This window comes from Leifsonia sp. RCC_180 (assembly GCF_058138205.1).
On sequence record NZ_CP200340.1, the window covers coordinates 2822296 to 2840251 of the forward strand.

A 17956-nucleotide genomic window follows, 5' to 3' on the forward strand; every position below is an offset into this window, starting at 1 on the left:
GAAAGGTGGTCGCTGGTGGCGCTCTCGGCGAAGCAGACGAGGATGCTCGACATCCTCGCGCGTCGTGCTGCCTGGGTGACCGCCGCCGAACTCGCCCACGACCTGGCGGTGACGACCCGCAGCATCCGCAGCTACGCCGCTGCCCTCGGCGAACTGGTGGAGTCCGGGCCGAACGGATACCGCGTGAAGCCGGATGCGTACGCGGCCTACCTCGCGGGCGACGGCAGTTCGGACGCAGGCACGGCCGGCTCACCGCAGGAGCGGCTCGTGTTCGTCGCGCGGCGGCTCCTCGACGAACCGGACGGCATCGACGTGTACGAGACCGCCGAAAGCCTGTTCGTCTCCGACTCGACGATCGAATCGGACCTGACCCGGATGCGCGGCCTGCTCTCCGGCACCGAGCTCACGCTCGAACGGCATGGCGGAGTGGTGCAGCTGCTCGGACCAGAGATCGCACGGCGGAAGCTGCTGAGCCGGCTCTTCCGCGACGAGATGCGGCAGAGCGTCGTCGATGTCGCCCGCATCCAGGAGGCGTTCGGATCGCGCGGCCTGGCCGACTTCAAGTCCGACCTCGTCGCCATGCTCGACGCGCGCGGCTTCTTCGTGAACGAGTACGGCATCAACGACGTGCTCCTGCACATGGCGGTCGCCCTCGACCGCGTCGCCAAGGATCGCGTGCTACCGACGGTCGAGGAGCCCGAGACCAGCGAGACCATCCGCTCTCTGGCGGCCGACCTCGGCGGGCTGATCGAGCGGCACTTCGGGACGGCACTCGACGCCACCGAGCTGCGCTACCTGGCCATCCTGATGCGCACGCGGGTCATCGCTCCCGGTGCCGGACGCGACACCGTCGAAGAGTTCGTGAGCCAGGCCGACCTCGACGTGGTCCGCGGAATCGTCGACCGCGCCTCCACCGAGTATCTCGTCGACCTCCACGACGAGAACTTCATCGTGCGGCTCACGCTGCACGTTCAGAACCTGGTCGCCCGCGCACACGAGAACACGTTCTCGCGCAACCCGCTCACCCGATCCATCAAGAGCTCGTACCCGATGATCTACGAGCTCGCCGTCTACATCGCCAGCCGGCTCCAGGCAGCCGAGGGCATCGAGGTGAACGACGACGAGATCGCGTACATCGCCATGCACGTCGGCGCCTACCTGGAGCAGCAGTCACGGCGCCGGGATGCGGTCACCTGCGCCGTGGTCTGCCCTAACTACTACGACATGCACATCCTCCTGCGCGACCGGCTCGAGAGCGTGCTCGGGGACGAGCTCGACATCACCAGCATCATCACCTCGACCGACGCCGACTGGGAGGCGATCGACGCCGACCTCGTGCTCACCACCATCGACCCGCTCGGTCGGCGTGAGAATGCGGTCATCGTGCAGCCGTTCCTGACCGAAACCGATGTGGAGCACATCCGCCAGGCGGCCTCACGCATCCGGCGGCAGCGGCATCGTGCCCGCATCAAGAGCGAGCTGCTGGAGTACTTCGACGAGAGCCTGTTCCTCCGCAACTTCTACGCGCGCGACCCGATCACGATGATCCGCGCGCTCGGCGACCGCATGATCGCGGCGGGGGCCATCGATCAGGAGTACGTCGACCAGTCCCTCGAGCGCGAGCAGATGTCATCCACCGCTTTCACCGATTCGCTGGCGGTGCCGCACGCTATGACGATGAGCGCGAAGCGGACGGCGATCGCCATCGTCGTCAACGACACCGCGATCGACTGGGGGGATGCGCGGGTCAACGTGATCGCTTTCATCGCCTTCTCGGCGGCCGGCCGTGCGTCGTTCCAGACGGTGTTCGATCAGTTCGTCGAGGTCTTCTCCGACCGAGAGACCGTCCTGGGGCTGATCCGTCGCGCGGACACCTTCACCGCCTTCATCGACGAACTGGTCCGCATCATCGACGCCTGACCCCTTAAGCCAAGAGTTCCGGAGTTTTTCGGGCTGAATCGACGGATCCGCCCGAAAAACTCCGGAACTGATTGCTGGGGTGCTGCTATTGGTTGGCGGTAACGCTGTAGGTCACCGAGACGCCGGGCGTCTTCACCGAGACCGTGTACTTGTCGTTGGTGTACACGGCGGAGGTGTCGGAGGCGCCGGCCTGCTGGGTGTAGCCCTTGCCCTCGAGCGCGGACTTCGCGTCGGCGAAGCCGTTCTTACCGGACGGCTGGACGGTCACCGACCAGCCGTTGTCCTTGTCGCCGCGGGCGACGACGACGGTACCGTCGACGAGGGGCACGTCGTCCTTGGGGAAGTCGGAGGGAAGCTCTTCCGACTTCGCTCCGGCGGACGAGTCGGATGACGACGACGACGAAGACGACGAAGCCGTCTGCGGCGTGACGTAGTTGCTGTTTCCGTTGCTGGAGCAGGCCGCCAGCGAGCCGATGGTGAGGGCCGCCACGATGGCAGCCGGAACGAACGGATTACGTGTGCGCATATGGATTCCTAGTGCTGTATGAGGTGCGGTTTCGCAACACAACACCCTACCCGCGCGCCGCACGGCTCGCCTAGACGGTAACGCCTTCCGGCGGGTCGTCAGCCGCCGAGCAGCAACGAGCTCAGCTGGTCCGCCGAGTGAACGACGGCGATCGCGCCGGCGGCCTCAGCAGGTGAGCCGTAGCCCCACTCGACGAGGATGGTCGGCAGACCGTGCGCGGCCGCGCCCTCCACGTCGTACTGGCGGTCGCCCACCATCACCGTGTGATCGAGGTCCGTTCCGCGTGCTTCCAGGCGACGCAGGGCCTCGGCCACCACATCCGCCTTGGCGCTGCGGCTCTCGTCTTCGGTGGCGCCGGTGATGACGTCGAAGTACTGCGCGAGGCCGAAGTGCTCCAGGATGCGGCCAGCCTGCAGCTCAGGCTTGCTGGTCGCCAGAGCGAGGGGGATGCCGGAGGCGTGCAGACGCTGCAGCAGCCCGCGGATGCCGGGGTACACGGCGGAGTCGAGCGCTCCGTGCCGGGCGTAGTCCTCGCGGTAGACGGCGAGGGCTTCGCGCGCCTCGGTCTCCGTCATCCCGCCGAAAGACTTCAACGAGTCGAGCAGCGGCGGCCCGACATACTCCAGAAGCTGGGCAGGGGAGGGGACCGGCCGGCCGAGCGCCGCGAACATGCGCGCGAGCGAGGAGGTGATGCCGGGGGCGGAGTCGGTCAGGGTGCCGTCGAGGTCGAACAGGACGCAGGTCCAGGTCCGGGTGACGGTAGGGGTCGGGTTGGTCATAGCGGTCCTATGGTATGTGACGTATCTGAACTCGCGCTCAGCGCTCGCCGAGAGCGGATTCGATGTGGGAGCGGGCGACGACCATCGTGTGGGCGGCGCCCGGGTCGAACTGAACGGCGACGAAGTCGGCGGTGCGGATGAAGCCCAGCGCCTCGACGGCTGGAACGATGACCGCCTGCACCTGGGCGCCCGCGCCTTCCGCCGACTGCGCGACGGCGGCCTGGAGAGCCTTCATCGAGGTGAAGAGCGGAAGCACCGCTTCTCCCGTCGTCGAGCTGATCGTGCGGAGGCGTGTGTCCTGCGGGGTTGAGCCGGTCACATCCACGACCAGCCCGCCCTTGGCCGCGGCGGCGAGCAGTGCATCCAGCTTTTCGAGCGTGGGCTCAGCGGCGATGGCGGCCAGCGCCTTGCGAACCGGAGTGTTCTCGTAGCTCTGCGGGAACCGGGGCTTCGGCTGCGCCATCAGAACAGCCTGCTGTCGCTGTCGTCGAGGCCGCGCATGGCGTCGTAGTCGAGGACCAGGCAGCGGATGCCGCGGTCCTCCGCGAGCGTGCGGGCCTGCGGCTTGATCTCCTGCGCGGCGAAGATGCCGGTGACCGGCGCGAGGTGCGGGTCGCGGTTCATCAACTCCAGGTAGCGGGTCAGCTGCTCGACGCCGTCGATGTCTCCCCGACGCTTCAGTTCGACGGCGACTGCTGCGCCTGCGCCGTCGCGGGCGAGGATGTCGACCGGTCCGATCGCCGTCATGTACTCGCGGCGGACCAGCACATGCCCATCCCCGAGCAGGTGGATCTGCTCGGCCAGCAGCTTCTGCAGGTGCGCTTCCACGCCGTCCTTCTGCAGTCCGGGGTCGATGCCGAGGTCGTGGCTGGTGTCGCTGAGGATGTCGTGGATGGACACCACGAGCATGTCCGCGGTCTTGGCCTGCGTCACACGCCAGACCTCGCGGATGCCCGCCTCGCGCTGCAACTCGTCCGGCTCGTCGACCGTCAGGGTGCAGGGCGGACTCATCCAGTTGAGCGGCTTGTACGACCCGCCGTCGGAGTGGACCAGGACGCTGCCGTCGGCCTTCAGCATGAGCAGCCGCGTGGCCAGCGGCAGGTGCGCGCTGAGCCGGCCGGCATAGTCGACGGAGCAGTTGGCAATGACGAGGCGCACCGCAACATCCTAAGTGCAGGCGTGGAGGGTGGAGGTCGGTGATTGGATGGGCGCATGACCCGCGAGCTCCTCATCGGCACGTACACCGAGCGCCTCCCGCACGTCGACGGCCATGCCGAGGGGGTGCTGTCCGCCCGGTTCGACGGCACTGCGGTGACGGATGCGACGGTCGCGGCCCGGGTGGAGAATCCGTCCTGGGTCACCGCCTCGCCCGACGGCACCGCGGTGTACGCGGTGAGCGAGACGGAGCCGGACGGTCGGGTCCTCGCTTTCTCGCGAGGCTCCGACGGGGCGCTGACGGAACTCGGCTCGGTCTCCAGCGGCGGTCCGTCGCCTGCGCACCTGGTCGTGCACCCCTCCCGTCCGCTGCTCCTCGCCGGGACCTACGGCGGCGGGACGGTCTCGGTGTTCGCCCTGAACGCCGACGGCTCTCTCGGCGAGCGGACGGCGTTCGCGCAGCACGAAGGCCACGGGCCGGAGCCGGAGCGGCAGGACGCGCCGCACGTCCACCAGCTGAGCGTCGACCCGGTGACGGGCGACGTCGTCGTGGTCGACCTCGGGCTCGGGGAGGTGCGCTGGTATGCCCTCTCGGAGGCCGGCGGTCTGACCCTGCGGCCGGAGGCGACCGTTGTGGTCGGCAGCGCCGGCCCTCGCCACCTCGTGTTTCATCCGGACGGGCGGCACGCGGTGCTCGTGAACGAGCTCGACTCCAGTGTGGATGTGCTGCGCCGCGAGGGCGACCGGTTCGTGCGCACCCAGAGCACCACGACCCGTGCGGACGGCGCGAGGGGCGACAACGCCCCGGCCGCCGTGTGCGTCAGCGCCTCGGGCGGGACCGTGCTGGTCAGCAACCGCGGGGACGACACGGTCGGTGTGCTCGCGTTCGATGCAGAGACGTCGCGGCTGTCGCTGGTGGCATCCGTCCCGGTGGGCGGGAAGACGCCCCGCGACCTCGTCATCGCGCCCGGCGGCGACCGCGTGCTCGCGGCGTGTCAGGACAGCGACGAGGTCACGGTGTTCGCCTTCGACGATGCTGCCCGCACGCTGCGCCCGCTCGGTTCGTCGCCCATCCCGACCCCGGTATCCCTGCGCTTGGTTTGATCTTCTCGCGCGTCAGGCCGGGTCGGGCGCGTTCTCACGCCGCTCGCCGACCGGCTCCGTAACGGGACGCACCGCGGGCGCCGCGAGGAACGCCGCCACCAGCAGCGCGAGCACGAGGAACAGCGCGTTGAGCAGTCCGAAGTGCTGGCCGAGGAACCCGATCAGGGGCGGTCCGGCGAGGAACGCGCAGTAGCCGATGATCGCGACCGCGGAGACGCGCGCAGCGGGGTTCGCGGCACCGTCGGCCGCCGCCGACATCCCGAGCGGGAAGCCGAGCGAGACGCCGAAGCCCCACAGCACCGTGCCCACCACGACGAGCCACATCGGTCCGCCGACGATGAACAGCACCAGTCCGACAGCGCCCATACCCGCGGTGATGCGGATGGCGTTCACCCGCCCGATCCGGTCGACGACCGGCCCGCCGACGACCCGGCCGACCGTCATCGCGACGACGAAGAACCCGAAGACGAGCGCACCGACCGAGTTCGCCTGTCCGTGGCCATCGACCACGGCGAGCGAGATCCAGTCGTTCGCGGAACCCTCGCCGAACGCCATCCCGAGCATGACGACGCCGATCAGGATGAGGCGCCAATCGGCCCAGACGCGGAGGGACTCGCGCATCCGCTCACGGAACGGGATGCGCGGCTTCGCCGCCGCCTCGTCGCCGAGGTCGGCCTCGCGCGGGATGTAGCGGACCGCGATCACGGCGACAACCACGACGATCACGGCGATGCCGAGCAGGTGCCAGACCACCGCGATGCCGAGCGCCGCGGCCGCCGCGCCGATGCCCGCGCCGAGCACGGTTCCCAGGCTGAAGCAGGCGTGCATGAGCGGGAGCAGCGTCTTGCCGACCTCGCGCTCCACCGCCGTCGCCTCGACGTTCATCATGACGTCGACCATGCCGTTGCCGAAGCCGAGCAGGATGAGGCCGATCGCCACAGAGGGGATCGAGTGGAACACCGTCGCGCCGAACCCGATGAACAGGACGCCGACCGACACGATGACGAGCCCGCCTACCATTCCGCGGTGGGGCCCGAAGCGCACAAGGATGGGGGAGGAGACAGTGAGGCCGAGGATGGCGCCGACCGACATCCCGAGGATGAGGAGACCGACCGCCGACGGGTCCTTGCCAAGGCCGAGGTCGTCGCGGATGCCCGGGATGCGGGCCACCCAGGTGGCGAGGGCCAGGCCCGAGAGGATGAAGATCACGAAGACGGCGTTGCGCCAGGCGGTGAGCTCCCGGCGGGAGCGCTGGGTGGTCGGGGTCGGCTGTGACATCGGGGCGATTCCTGGGGTTTCGTCGGCTCGAATCGTTTCGATCGAAACGATTCGACTAAGCTATCACACGTGAACGAAGCCAGCCCAGCCCCGACAGCCACCCGGCCCACCCTCGCCGCGGTCGCCCGCCTGGCCGGTGTATCGAACTCTACGGCGTCCCTCGCCTTCTCCGGCACGGGCCCTGTCTCCGAGGCCACGCGCGAACGGGTGCTCGACGCCGCCAAGCAGCTCAACTACGCCGGCCCCGACCCCCGGGCGCGCTCGTTGCGCCGCGGACGCTCGGGCATCGTCGGCGTGGTGATGGAGGAGCGCGTGCGCGACGCCTTCCGCGACCCCATCAAGATCGCCCTGCTCGACGGCATCACTGAGGAGATCGGCGCGATCGACGCGGGCCTCCTGATCCTGACCGACGCGGGGGAGGCGGCCCAGCGCATCGAAGACGCCCCGATGGATGCCGTGGTGCTGATCGGCTGCAGCCCCCGGCTCGACGAGTCGGTCGCCATGCTGCGCCAGCGCGGCATCCCGCTCGTCGCCATCGAAGGCGACCCCGCCGACGGCGTCCCGACCATCGGCCAGGACAACCGCGAGGCGACCAGGATCGCCGCGCAGCACCTCTACGACCTCGGGCACCGCGACGTCGCGGTCGTGACGCTGTCGCTGACCCGGGACCGCGCCCGGGGTCCGCTGACTGCCGAGCGCCTCGCCGCGGGCAGCTCGACGACCGCGCTCGACCGGCTCGCCGGCGCCCGCGACGTCTTCCCCGAGGCGTCCGGCTGGGTCACCCGCGGATCCTTCGTCGAGGAGGGCCGGATCGCCGGGCGCGCGCTGCTCGAAGATGCCAGAACCCGGCCGACCGCGGTCATCGCGCAGAGCGACCTGCTCGCGGCCGGTGTCATCCGCGCCGCAGAGGAACTGGGGCTCGAAGTGCCGTGGGATGTGAGCGTGGTCGGCTTCGACGGCGTGCGCGTCGACGGCCTCTGGCCGTACGACCTGACGACGCTCGTGCAGCCCGCCGTCGACAAGGGGCGCGCCGCTGGGCGCGCAGTCGTCGAGATGCTGGAGGGCGGCGAGCCGCATCCCGCCACCTTCACGAGCGTCTTCCACCAGGGCAACACCACTGCGGCGCCCCGGGTCGGCTAGCCGCCGGTCCGTCGGCCGCTGGCTGCCGGGCCGTCGGTCGTAGGCTGGCGGCATGGATCTCGAAGCGCTGTACCGCGACCTGCACGCCCACCCCGAGCTCGCCTTCACCGAGCACCGCACCGCCGGCATCGTCGCCGAGCGGCTGACGGAGCTGGGCGTCGACGAGGTGCACACCGGCATCGCCACCACCGGTGTGGTCGGCGTCCTCCGCAACGGCGACGGTCCGACCGTGCTTCTGCGAGCCGACATGGATGCGCTGCCCGTCCGTGAGCAGACCGGCCTGCCGTGGGCATCCACCCAGACGGTGACGGACGAAGCCGGCAACGCCATTCCGCTGATGCACGCGTGCGGCCACGACATCCACATCACCTGCCTCCTCGGCGCGGTGGAGGCGCTGGCCGCCTCCCGGAGCGACTGGTCGGGCACCCTGGTCGCCCTCTTCCAGCCGGCGGAGGAGCATGGTGGCGGCGCTCAGGTCATGGTCGACGACGACCTGTACGAGAAGGTGCCGGTTCCGGATGTGGTGCTCGGCCAGCACGTGCTGCCTCTTCCGGCAGGAATGGTTGGCGCGCATCCCGGCCCCGCCATGGCTGCGGTCGACACGATGGAGGTGACGCTCCACGGGCGCGGCGGTCACGGTTCGCAGCCGCACACCACGGTCGACCCGGTCATTATGGCCGCGGCGACCGTCATGCGCCTGCAGACCGTCGTCTCGCGCGAGATCGCGCCGCACGACACGGCCGTCGTCACGGTCGGCACCCTGCACGCGGGCACGAAGAACAACATCATCGCGGCCGAGGCGACCCTCGGCATCAGCGTGCGGAGCTTCAACGAGGAGGTCCGCCAGCGCGTGCTCGAGGGTGTGGACCGCGTGATCGAGGCGGAGTCTCAGGCCTCGGGGGCGCCCCAGGCGCCCGACCGCGAATGGGGCGAGCGCTATCCGGTCACGGTCAACGAGCCGGAGGCCGCCGAGCGCGTGAACGCTGCGTTCGCGGCCGAATTCGGCGCCGACAACGTGTTCGATCCGGGCGCACTGTCGGGCAGCGAAGACGTCGGTAACCTGGCGACCGCCGCGGGCGCGCCGCTGGTCTATTGGATGCTCGGGGGAGCCGACCCGGAGGCTGTGCGCCGCGCGGTGGCGGCGGGAACGGTCGACACCGACATCCCGACGAACCACTCGCCGTTCTTCGCCCCGCTTCCGCAGCCGACGATCGACACCGGTGTGCGGGCGCTCGTTATCGCTGCCCGGGAGTGGCTGGCGTAACGATCAGAGGGTCGCTCCGGCGCGCATCCACGTCCGGCCGCGGGCGCGCAGGCCGAGCGTGACCGCCCGTGCGCCCAGATAGCCGAATGCGAACGCGGCGGTCAGCGCGGCGAGTCCGCCGAGGTCGTGGCCGCCCCAGGCGACCACGGCCAGAGCGAGCGGGACGAACACGGCCACGTTGACCAGGCCCGTGAGGGCGAGGTACCGGGCGTCGCCGGCGCCGATCAGCACGCCATCGAGGACGAAGACGTAACCGCCCAAGGGGGCGCCGACGCCGATGATCGCCAGGGGCAGCGGAAGCAGGGCGGCGACGGACGGGTCGTTGGTGAAGACCCCGGCGGCGACCGGGCTGAGTGCGACGGTCGCGAGCCCGAGCACGACCCCGGCGCCGATTCCCCACTGGACGCACCGGCGCAGCACGGCGCGGACCTTCTCAACGTCTCCCGAACCGAGGCCCTTGCCGATCAGCGCCTGCGCGGCGATCGCCAGGGCGTCGAGGGCGAAGGCGAGCGTCGCGAACACCGTCATCGTGACCTGGAAGGCCGCGAGTTCGTCCGGCCCAAGCCGTGTCGCGGCGAACACGGCGAGCAGCATGGCCGCACGCAGGCTGGCCGTGCGCAGCAGCAGCCAGCCGCCGGAACGGGCCGAGCGTCCGATCCCGGCGTGGTGGGGGAGCAGCGACGCGCCCACCCGACGGGCATGCCGGGCCACGATGACGGCGTACACCAGCACCATCCCCCACTGGGCGGCGACCGTGCCGATCGCCGACCCTGCGATGCCCAGGTGCGCCACGTAGATGAAGAGGTAGTTGAGCACGATGTTCACGGCGAACCCGGCGACCGCCACCGCCAGAGGGGTTCGCGTGTCCTGAAGGCCTCGCAGGAGTCCGGTCGCGGCGAAGACGAGGAGCATCGCCGGGAGTCCGAGCATCGACAGCGACAGGTACTGCGCGGCCTGCTCTGTCACCCCGGGGGACGCACCGAACAGGCCGACCAGGAACGGCGAGGCCGCCCATCCCGCAGCCGCCAGCACGATGCCGAGAACCAGGGCCAGCCAACAGCCGTCCACGCCCGCGGCGACGGCACCCCGCTCGTCGCCCGCCCCGAGGCGCCGGGCGACCGCCGGCGTCGTGCTGTACGCGAGGAACACCATCAGCCCGACGATGGTCTGCAGCACCGCGCTCGCGATCCCCAGCCCGGCGAGCGGCTCCACCCCCAAGTGACCGACCATCGCCGAGTCGGCGAGCAGGAAGATCGGCTCGGCCACGAGCGCGCCGAGCGCGGGGACGGCGAGCCGCAGGATCTCGCGATCGACCGGGCGGTTCAGGATGGTGCTCACGACCATCCACGCTAGCCCGGGCCGCCGACGTCGGCCTTCCGTGCGTCACAGAATCCGGGCGTCGACGTCAAGTAAGTAAGGGACGCGGCCGCTTGCGCCGATTCGACGACATTCAGGTTGCAGGAGATCGCAGATGCCACCGAGACCGCTCGGCTGCTGGAGGCTGCGGTACTTAGCCTCACGAATCGCCGAAGTCGTCGTCGCCGCCGCCGACGTCATTCTCAGCAGCTTCCGGCGGTAGTCCCGAGCAGCAGCGCTGGGACCTACCGCCCAGCCGACCTCATTCGTCGCGGTTGGTCCTCTCAATCGCATCCTTATCGGCCCAATGGTTCCCGAGGAGCAGGAAGACGAGCGCTTCAGCGACCACCAGTGGAGGCCAGATCCACCACGGGGCTACCGCTCCGAACGCAATGGCCAGCGCAATGATGACGAGCATCGAGCCGAACGAGAGCATCCGTCGCACAGGCGTCGCGTTGACCGCGCGTTGCACGTCTCGCCGAAAGAAGTCGCGGAGGCTCATTTGCAGTTGCCCCCGGAGTAGCCGATGGTTCCTATCGCACCCGGCCCAACGAGAAGCTGAGCGCACCGCTTTTCAGTGAAGTAGATCCGCTGAGTGTTGACGATGATCGAGGCGGCGTTCAGTCCGCATACGCCCGCTCCTATCAACGAGGTGAAGCGTCCCACCCAGCCGCAGGCGGTCGCCATCCCTGTCAAGGTCGTCGCCGTTTTGGTCTCGTTTCGATTCAGCTTCACCGACGGAAGAATCCCGTACCAGGCGAATTCGGGGTCGGCAACGACAGGGAATGCGGTCGCAGTCGTGAATTCCACAACCTGGGTAATTGTTGTTCCTTTTAGCTCGAAATGACTCTGAACAGCAACACCGTTGGCATCCTTCGCCCATGGTGGGGCGACCAATGCGACAGTGTCGCTCTTTCCGTCGAGAACGAAAAAGCCCCCGGTTACGGATGGGACCAGGTGGCCCCCGCGCGGAATCGTCAGGCGGTACCCGTACCGACTAGGCGCGGACGCATTAGCAATGACGGTGTTGATCTGGATATTGCCGTCCTTTTCAACGACCGGCACAGTGGTCGAAGCATTGCCGTTGTCGTAGGAGACGACACCAAGTTTCTCCTTCTTCGCATCCTTCGCCTTCGCCGCGAAGGGCAACCCGATAGAGAGGGACTTCGACCCGTTGCCGAGCGAAATTCCTAGGCCTGGATCAACGGGGACGATCACCTTGGTTCCAGCGATCGTCGCATCCACGGCGTTGACTCCCGACGCCTTGGTGGGTACATCGGCGGCATCACCCACAATGGAGGGAGCGGCAGTGGTCAACGCGGCAAACGGATCACCGATCGCAGTGTCGGCGTATCCAGGAGTGGCCCCGATCGCCCCAAATACCGCCATGGACGTGACAGCAGCCCCTATTGCTAGTCGTCTTTCGTATCTCATCAGCTGAGTCCCGATCTTTCGCTCATCACAGCGACGACAGGTGCCCTCAATCTGCGCGGATGCAGGGAGATCTAAGTCATCGATCCGAAGGGACGACATCCCTTGATTGAAATAGACGCCGATGCTTTCGGATCGTGACGGAATCGCGCGCAAGTCATTTCAACTCGCTGGGTGAGCCGCGACCGGCCTACGGATCGACGCGCGGAGCACCTCCCCGCGATGTCGGTGGGCGAACGTACGGTGGAGGCATGAGCAAGCTGATGCCCGAGCCCCTCGCGACGTGGACGTGGCGGCTCGAGCGCGTGCGCAACGGCCGCACGGTGCTCACGCGGGCGCAGGCGGCCACCGCTCGCGCCGATCTGGTGAACGATCGTGCCGCGCATCCCACCGAGTACGCGGGTTACGACGAGGAGTACGCGACGGCGCTGGACGAGCTCGAGGTGCTGTCGCGCCAAGCGAACCGCCACGACGACCTCCTGTCGGTCATGGCCGCCGACCGGCGCCGGGCCGAGCGCGAGGCCACCGACGGCGGTTCGCCGCTGCCGGGAGGCGGGGCGCGCGGTCGGGTATCGCTCGCGTCGGAGCACGATCGGGTCCCGAAGGGGCTGCCGGAGCCGCTGGACCAGTGGGTTCACCGGCTCATCCGGTATCGCGCCGGGGTCAAGATCATCGCGCCTCTCGAGGCATCCCAGGCCGAGATCCGCTTGCGCAACGAGGCCGACCTCCAGCCGGCCGTCTACCGCACGGGCTTCGCCGCGGCCTACTACAACCGCGTCATCCGGGAGCTCGGCGAGATCGCCACCGCCGAGAGGCCCGGCCGCCGCGACGCTTCGCGTGCGCGCGGGCTCGGCGAAGTGCTCGTCTGACACGGCGGGGTCCCGGTAGCGCTGGCCTGAAACGTGTGGTGGGCCAGTGGGCCACTACGATCGAGCCAGACAACGTCCGGGATCCGGCGGGTCGGGCGAAGACAGGGGGCGGGCCGTGAGTCCGAATGAGGCGGCAGAACTGCTGGGGGTGTCGCCGTCGGCGACGCGCGACGAGGTGCAGCATGCGTACGACGCGCGGCTCGCCGAGCCTGGCGCAGACGACCAGCGACGGGACGCCCTGACGGCGGCTCGGGATGCGCTGCTCGCGGCGTCCGCGTGGCAGGCGCCGGGCGCGCCGGTCGGGCAGCAGGTGCCGCAGCCGCAACCGCCTGCGCTGGACCAAGCACAGCCGCAGCCGCCCATGCAGGTGCCGCCGCAGCCCTACGCCCCGCCGACGGTCCCACCCCCCGGTTACGCGCAGCAGCAGCCGTATCCACCCGCAGGCGCTGCACCGGGAGGGCCGAGCTCGGGACCGTGGTATCCGCCGGCGCCTCCCCGCCGCGGCCTGTCGACCGGGGCGATCGTCGGCATCACCCTCGGCAGTGTCGCCGTCGCGCTCGTGGTGCTGCTTATCGCAGTCATCTCGATCGTGTCGATCGCACACAGCACAAGCCGGCTCGCCGCAGGCGAGAGCAGCTCGAGCGCTGCACCCTTCGACGATCCGTCCGACGATCCGTCCGACCAGCCTTCGGACCGTCCGTCGGAGGGCAGCGATGGCGGCACCGTCGACGACTACGACGTCGACGGGGTCCACGTGCACTACGTCGACGGCTGGACCTTCGAGCTCACGTCCGACAAGGCGTGCGTCGGCGCCCTGGTCACCGTGGGCTTCGCCGACACCACCGACGGCGGCACCATGGACGTGTGGAGCACGGTCGTCGATCTTCCGGCGGGTCAGTCGTACGAGCTCGTCGTCCCGGACGACGCCTCCGACTACGACTACGCCGGGGTCGACTCGGTCAGCTGCACGCAGACCTGAACCGAGACGCGCCAGAAAAACACAACTTTCACAAATTACTGAAACCGGCGTAGCATCCCGCTCATGGATGCAGTGATCGATGTCGCGGGTCTCGAGAAGAGATTCGGCCGCGTGCGTGCTCTCGACGGGCTCGACCTCACGGTGAGGCAAGCAGAGGTCCACGGTTTCCTCGGCCCGAACGGCGCAGGGAAGTCGACGACCATCCGGGTGCTACTGGGCCTCGCCCGAGCGGACGGTGGCCGCGCCGCGGTCTTCGGCAGCGACCCGTGGAAGGACGCTGTCGACCTCCACAGGCGCCTCGCCTACGTTCCCGGCGACGTCAGCCTCTGGCCGAACCTCTCCGGTGGCGAGGCGATCGACCTCCTCGCGCGCCTGCGCGGCGGCACTGCCGATCGCGCCGCGTACGCCGCTCGCAAGAAGCGCCTGCTGGACGTCTTCCAACTCGACCCGACCAAGAAGGGCCGAGCGTACTCGAAGGGGAACAGGCAGAAGGTCGCGCTCGTCGCCGCGTTCGCCACCCCGGCCGACCTGTACATCCTCGACGAACCCACGAGCGGCCTCGACCCGCTGATGGAGGCCGTCTTCGACGCCGAGGTCCAGCGCGTCGCCGCCGAGGGGGCGACGGTGCTGCTGTCGAGCCACATCCTGTCCGAGGTGGAGCAGCTGTGCGACCGCGTCAGCATCATCCGCGCCGGCCGGACGGTCGAAACCGGGACGCTGGACGAACTCCGGCACCTGACGCGCACCGAGGTCGCCTTCAGCGCCGACGGCTTCGGGGATGACGCGTACTCGCAGTTGCTCGGCGCCCACGATCTCCACGTGCAGAACGGGCGGGTGCGCTTCACCGCGGATAGCGACGCGCTGCCACCACTGCTCGCGGTGCTGTCACGACTTCACGTGCGGGGTCTGACCGTCGCGCCGCCCTCGCTCGAGGAGTTGTTCCTTCGGCACTACGGCGACGACGTCGCCGCGGCGGACCCGGCCGAGGTGGCGCGATGAGCACGACGACGACACGGGTGGAGCCGTCCCCCTCCCGTGAGGCCGTCCCGAACGCGCACCCGGGCGTGATCCTTCGCGCGCTGCTCCGGCAGCGTCTCCGGCGCGACCGTTGGCAGCTTCTGATCTGGCTGGTGTGCATCCCACTCCTCGCGGTGTTCTCCGCAGAGAGCATCGACCAGACCTACGGCAGCGCGGCCGCCCGCGCACAACTGATGCGGCTGGCGATCGCGGACCCGACCATCCTGGTGCTCCGGGGCCTGCCGCAGGGGACGAGTCTCGCGGCCGTCACCTTCTTCGAGATCTTCACCTTCCTCGCGCTGCTCGCCGGGCTCATGAACACGTTCCTCGCAGTCCGGCACTCGCGCGCCGAGGAGGAGTCGGGACGCGCGGAGCTGATCGCCTCGTCTCCGGCCGGCCGACTGCTCCCGACGGCGGCGACGGTCATCCACGCGACGCTCGCGAACGTGGCGCTGGCGGTCCTCACCGCACTGGGCTTCGCCTCCGCGGGGCTGCCGCTCTACGGCTCGTTCGTCGCCGGTGCGGCGACGGGCGGAGCCGGCCTCGCATTCTTCGCCGTCGGCCTGTTGTTCGCGCAGCTGTTCAGCACGTCGCGCGCCGCCAACGGCTTCGCCTCGGCGGTCGTCGTGCTCGCGTACGTCGTCCGCGGCATCGGCGACGCGACGGGAACACCCTTCGGCGACGGCACCCACCTGCGCGCGGCGTGGCCGAGCTGGCTGAGCCCGATCGGCTGGGGCGAGCAGTTCGCGCCGTACACGGCCGACGACTGGCGGCCCCTGCTGCTCCAGGTCGGCTTCGCCGCCGTGCTCATCGCCGCGGTATTCGCGCTGCAGGCGGTCCGCGATTCCGGCGCCGGCGTCATCCCGGAGCGCTCCGGGCGTCCCTCCGCGCGCGCATCCCTCGCCGGTCCGTTCGGGCTCGCCTGGCGCCTGCAGTGGCCGACGGTCCTGGGCTGGACGATCGGCGGAGCCCTGGGCGGCCTGCTCGCGGGGGCGCTGGCGAGCGTCGTGAACGGCACGCTGGCTAACGATTCGAGTCTCGCCGGCATCCGGCAGTCGATCGCTCGCATCGGTGCGGGCGGCTCCGGTCCGCTGACGCAGCTCTTCATCTCGGCGATCTTCTCCATCGTCGGCGTGCTCGCGGCGGCGTGCGCCGTTCAGGCCGTCATCCGGCTGCGTCAGGAGGAGGCGGCCGGGACGGCGGAGCTCATGATGGCCACCCCGCTGGCCCGTGTCCGCTGGCTGTTCTCGTTCGTGGCTGTGGGCGTCGTGGCCGTCGTCGCGGTGCTGCTGGCGGCGGCCATCGCCTCGGGACTGTCGGCTGTGGCCGCGGGGGAGGACCCCTCGACCATCGGCTCCTCCTTCGCCGCCGCAGCGGCTCAGCTGCCCGTCGCGCTGGTGTACCTGGGCGTGCTCACGCTGCTGTTCGTGGTTGCGCCGAGTGCGACCATCCCCGTCGGCTGGGCGGCGCTCGGGCTCGGTGCCTTCGTGGGCATCTTCGGCGGCCTGATCCGGCTCCCGGACGGCGTGCGGCACCTGTCGCCGTTCGCCGACGCCCCCGTCGTGGTCGGTCACGTCGACTGGACCGGGGGATACTGGATGCTCGGCATCACCGCCGTAGCCCTCCTCGGGGCAGCGGTGCTGATCCGCCGCCGGGATTTCGCGATCGGATAGACGGGACGATGCCCATGGCCGCAGACGAGACGGCGCTCGCCGAGGTGATGGAGCATTCCGCTGCGGTGCTCACGGCCGCGGGCTTCCCCAAGATGCCGGCGCGGGTGCTGATGGCCCTCACGGTGACGGAGTCGGCCGGCCTGACGGCGGCGGAACTGGCCGAACGCCTCGAGGTCAGTCCCGCGGCCATCTCGGGAGCCGTGCGCTATCTGCAGACCCTCGGCATCATCCGCCGCCTCTCACAGACGGGGAGCCGGCGTGACCGGTACGAACTGCCGAGCGACTGGTATTCCCTGATGGTGCGCAACAGCCCGATCTACGGCGTGCTCGCCGACCAGGCGGAGGCCGGGCTCGCGGCGGTCGGCGACCCCGCTTCGCCGGCGACCGAGCGCCTGCGCGACATGGCAGGCTTCTACCGTTTCATCCAGAGCCGCTTGCCGGAGATGATCGCCGAATGGGAGCTGGTGCGCGCCTCGCGCGAACGCTGACGACCGACGCTCTTACCGTCAGAAGATGTACTCGAGCAGGTCCAGTCCGACCGCGCGCATTCCCTCGATGACACCGAGACGCTCGGGCAGGCTCGTGTCGTCGAAGTAGGTGGACACAGCGTAGGTGACCCCGGCCCGCGGCCCGCGGAGCACGCCGACCTCACTGCGGACGCCCGAGTCGGTGCCGGTCTTGTTGACCAGCAGGATGCCGTGCTCCGGGTGGCGGTGCGAGTGCGGGTCGAGGCCGAAGGCGCTCGACACGAGCGAGAAGTCGCTGTTGAGCGACAGCCAGGAGATGACGCGCTGGCTGGTGGCCGGGTTGACGATCTCGCCGCGAGCGAGGGCGGAGAACAGCCAGGTGAGCTCGTTGGCGCTGCCGACGGATAACTGCGGTGCGTCGTCGGGTCCGCGATGGTCGCGCACCAGGTCGAGGAGCGCTGTGCGGGTGAGTCCGAGGGATTCGGTGCGTGCGCTGACCGCCTCCAGGCCCACCCGGCGAAGCAGTACGTTCGTCGCCAGGTTGTCGCTGGTCGCGCCGACGAGGGCGGCGAGGTCGGCGACGGGCAGGGAGGGGACGTGCAGGTGCTGCCAGATCCCGGAGTCGCCGGCGATGTCGCGCGGGTCGCGGTCGAGGTGCGCGAGCGGGCTGAGCTCACCGGACTGCAGGCGTGCGGCCACCTCGACCAGCAGGAGCACTTTGCCGATGCTGGCGGTCGGCATCACGATGTGGTCGTCGACCGAGAACAGCACCGTGCCGGTCGCGAGGTCGGTCGCTCGCGCCGAGACCTGAACCCCCGACACGGCGAGCCGGCCGAGCGCGTCGAAGCCGCGGCTGAACGACTCATTCGACCCAGGAGCGCGGTGCCGTGCCCGGCGTGTACTCGCCTGCCTGGCCCGTCGGGCGGACTCTTGAGCCTGGATCGTCACTGTGTCGCTGAGTCTTTCTTCCGAGTGCGGTGTACCGGAACTGCGGCGGC

The 17956-nt window shown here is 69.6% G+C and carries 18 protein-coding genes; 9 read left to right on the forward strand and 9 right to left on the reverse strand.

The genetic code is table 11. The annotated features are described in order from the left end of the window. Positions 1-807 precede the first annotated feature (807 nt). Positions 808-1920 (forward strand): BglG family transcription antiterminator, encoded by a 1113-nt coding sequence (locus AB7E03_RS13925; protein ID WP_489942917.1) that lies wholly within the window; start codon positions 808-810, stop codon positions 1918-1920. 85 nt (positions 1921-2005) lie between these two features. Here the strand turns inward: AB7E03_RS13925 and AB7E03_RS13930 are convergent, their stop codons facing one another. The 4 genes from AB7E03_RS13930 to nucS form a co-directional block, all read right to left on the reverse strand. Then, entirely contained in the window at positions 2006-2446 is a 441-nt protein-coding gene (locus AB7E03_RS13930; protein WP_489941956.1) for a hypothetical protein, read from the reverse strand. Between the two features lie 98 nt (positions 2447-2544). Further along, complete coding sequence (locus AB7E03_RS13935) at positions 2545-3225, reverse strand: HAD hydrolase-like protein (protein WP_489941957.1); 681 nt, start codon at positions 3223-3225, stop codon at positions 2545-2547. Between the two features lie 37 nt (positions 3226-3262). Further along, positions 3263-3688, reverse strand: a complete 426-nt coding sequence (locus AB7E03_RS13940; protein ID WP_489941958.1) for an SseB family protein — start codon at positions 3686-3688, stop codon at positions 3263-3265. Continuing rightward, positions 3688-4383, reverse strand: coding sequence for an endonuclease NucS (nucS, locus tag AB7E03_RS13945; RefSeq protein ID WP_489941959.1), 696 nt, complete (start codon positions 4381-4383; stop codon positions 3688-3690). The genes AB7E03_RS13940 and nucS overlap by 1 nt, the downstream gene beginning before the upstream one ends. Before the next feature lie 54 nt (positions 4384-4437). On the opposite strand from nucS, the gene AB7E03_RS13950 reads away from it, so the two are divergent. Then, positions 4438-5484 (forward strand): lactonase family protein, encoded by a 1047-nt coding sequence (locus tag AB7E03_RS13950; protein ID WP_489941960.1) that lies wholly within the window; start codon positions 4438-4440, stop codon positions 5482-5484. A 12-nt stretch (positions 5485-5496) separates the two neighbouring features. Here AB7E03_RS13950 and AB7E03_RS13955 read toward each other — a convergent pair whose 3' ends face one another. Next, on the reverse strand, positions 5497-6762 hold the full coding sequence (locus AB7E03_RS13955) for an MFS transporter (protein WP_489941961.1): 1266 nt from the start codon (positions 6760-6762) through the stop codon (positions 5497-5499). Between the two features lie 69 nt (positions 6763-6831). On the opposite strand from AB7E03_RS13955, the gene AB7E03_RS13960 reads away from it, so the two are divergent. After that, positions 6832-7902: a LacI family DNA-binding transcriptional regulator gene (locus AB7E03_RS13960; RefSeq protein ID WP_489941962.1), complete on the forward strand. Its 1071-nt coding sequence runs from the start codon at positions 6832-6834 to the stop codon at positions 7900-7902. A 52-nt stretch (positions 7903-7954) separates the two neighbouring features. After that, positions 7955-9166, forward strand: coding sequence for an amidohydrolase (locus AB7E03_RS13965; RefSeq protein WP_489941963.1), 1212 nt, complete (start codon positions 7955-7957; stop codon positions 9164-9166). A gap of 3 nt (positions 9167-9169) precedes the next feature. On the opposite strand, the gene AB7E03_RS13970 is transcribed toward AB7E03_RS13965, so the two are convergent. From AB7E03_RS13970 to AB7E03_RS13980, 3 genes are all read right to left on the reverse strand, one after another. Next, a complete protein-coding gene (locus tag AB7E03_RS13970; protein WP_489941964.1) occupies positions 9170-10510 on the reverse strand; it encodes an MATE family efflux transporter in 1341 nt (446 codons plus the stop codon). 274 nt (positions 10511-10784) lie between these two features. Next, positions 10785-11024 (reverse strand): hypothetical protein, encoded by a 240-nt coding sequence (locus AB7E03_RS13975; RefSeq protein WP_489941965.1) that lies wholly within the window; start codon positions 11022-11024, stop codon positions 10785-10787. Then, on the reverse strand, positions 11021-11911 hold the full coding sequence (locus AB7E03_RS13980; protein ID WP_489941966.1) for a hypothetical protein: 891 nt from the start codon (positions 11909-11911) through the stop codon (positions 11021-11023). The genes AB7E03_RS13975 and AB7E03_RS13980 overlap by 4 nt, the downstream gene beginning before the upstream one ends. Positions 11912-12204: 293 nt before the next feature. Here AB7E03_RS13980 and AB7E03_RS13985 point away from each other — a divergent pair, with 293 nt between their 5' ends. The 5 genes from AB7E03_RS13985 (at position 12205) to AB7E03_RS14005 (ending at position 16979) form a co-directional block, all read left to right on the forward strand. Continuing rightward, entirely contained in the window at positions 12205-12822 is a 618-nt protein-coding gene (locus AB7E03_RS13985; protein ID WP_489941967.1) for a hypothetical protein, read from the forward strand. 115 nt (positions 12823-12937) lie between these two features. Beyond that, positions 12938-13801 (forward strand): hypothetical protein, encoded by an 864-nt coding sequence (locus AB7E03_RS13990; protein WP_489941968.1) that lies wholly within the window; start codon positions 12938-12940, stop codon positions 13799-13801. 63 nt (positions 13802-13864) lie between these two features. Next, the gene (locus AB7E03_RS13995; RefSeq protein ID WP_489941969.1) at positions 13865-14800 is read left to right on the forward strand and encodes an ABC transporter ATP-binding protein; all 936 of its coding nucleotides are present in this window, start codon (positions 13865-13867) and stop codon (positions 14798-14800) included. Then, complete coding sequence (locus tag AB7E03_RS14000) at positions 14797-16491, forward strand: ABC transporter permease (protein WP_489941970.1); 1695 nt, start codon at positions 14797-14799, stop codon at positions 16489-16491. Before AB7E03_RS13995 ends, AB7E03_RS14000 begins: the two co-directional genes overlap by 4 nt. Positions 16492-16505: 14 nt before the next feature. Beyond that, positions 16506-16979 (forward strand): GbsR/MarR family transcriptional regulator, encoded by a 474-nt coding sequence (locus AB7E03_RS14005; RefSeq protein ID WP_489941971.1) that lies wholly within the window; start codon positions 16506-16508, stop codon positions 16977-16979. A gap of 18 nt (positions 16980-16997) precedes the next feature. Here AB7E03_RS14005 and AB7E03_RS14010 read toward each other — a convergent pair whose 3' ends face one another. Then, positions 16998-17906: a serine hydrolase gene (locus tag AB7E03_RS14010; RefSeq protein ID WP_489941972.1), complete on the reverse strand. Its 909-nt coding sequence runs from the start codon at positions 17904-17906 to the stop codon at positions 16998-17000. Positions 17907-17956 lie beyond the last annotated feature (50 nt).

What these genes read in the sequence shown, in the direction of transcription:
- AB7E03_RS13925 (WP_489942917.1), top strand. Translation starts at nt 808, where the DNA reads ATGCGCACGCGGGTCATCGCTCCCGGTGCCGGACGCGACACCGTCGAA.
- AB7E03_RS13930 (WP_489941956.1), bottom strand. Translation starts at nt 2,446, where the DNA reads ATGCGCACACGTAATCCGTTCGTTCCGGCTGCCATCGTGGCGGCCCTC.
- AB7E03_RS13935 (WP_489941957.1), bottom strand. Translation starts at nt 3,225, where the DNA reads ATGACCAACCCGACCCCTACCGTCACCCGGACCTGGACCTGCGTCCTG.
- AB7E03_RS13940 (WP_489941958.1), bottom strand. Translation starts at nt 3,688, where the DNA reads ATGGCGCAGCCGAAGCCCCGGTTCCCGCAGAGCTACGAGAACACTCCG.
- AB7E03_RS13950 (WP_489941960.1), top strand. Translation starts at nt 4,438, where the DNA reads ATGACCCGCGAGCTCCTCATCGGCACGTACACCGAGCGCCTCCCGCAC.
- AB7E03_RS13955 (WP_489941961.1), bottom strand. Translation starts at nt 6,762, where the DNA reads ATGTCACAGCCGACCCCGACCACCCAGCGCTCCCGCCGGGAGCTCACC.
- AB7E03_RS13965 (WP_489941963.1), top strand. Translation starts at nt 7,955, where the DNA reads ATGGATCTCGAAGCGCTGTACCGCGACCTGCACGCCCACCCCGAGCTC.
- AB7E03_RS13970 (WP_489941964.1), bottom strand. Translation starts at nt 10,510, where the DNA reads ATGGTCGTGAGCACCATCCTGAACCGCCCGGTCGATCGCGAGATCCTG.
- AB7E03_RS13975 (WP_489941965.1), bottom strand. Translation starts at nt 11,024, where the DNA reads ATGAGCCTCCGCGACTTCTTTCGGCGAGACGTGCAACGCGCGGTCAAC.
- AB7E03_RS13980 (WP_489941966.1), bottom strand. Translation starts at nt 11,911, where the DNA reads ATGGCGGTATTTGGGGCGATCGGGGCCACTCCTGGATACGCCGACACT.
- AB7E03_RS13985 (WP_489941967.1), top strand. Translation starts at nt 12,205, where the DNA reads ATGAGCAAGCTGATGCCCGAGCCCCTCGCGACGTGGACGTGGCGGCTC.
- AB7E03_RS13995 (WP_489941969.1), top strand. Translation starts at nt 13,865, where the DNA reads ATGGATGCAGTGATCGATGTCGCGGGTCTCGAGAAGAGATTCGGCCGC.
- AB7E03_RS14000 (WP_489941970.1), top strand. Translation starts at nt 14,797, where the DNA reads ATGAGCACGACGACGACACGGGTGGAGCCGTCCCCCTCCCGTGAGGCC.
- AB7E03_RS14005 (WP_489941971.1), top strand. Translation starts at nt 16,506, where the DNA reads ATGGCCGCAGACGAGACGGCGCTCGCCGAGGTGATGGAGCATTCCGCT.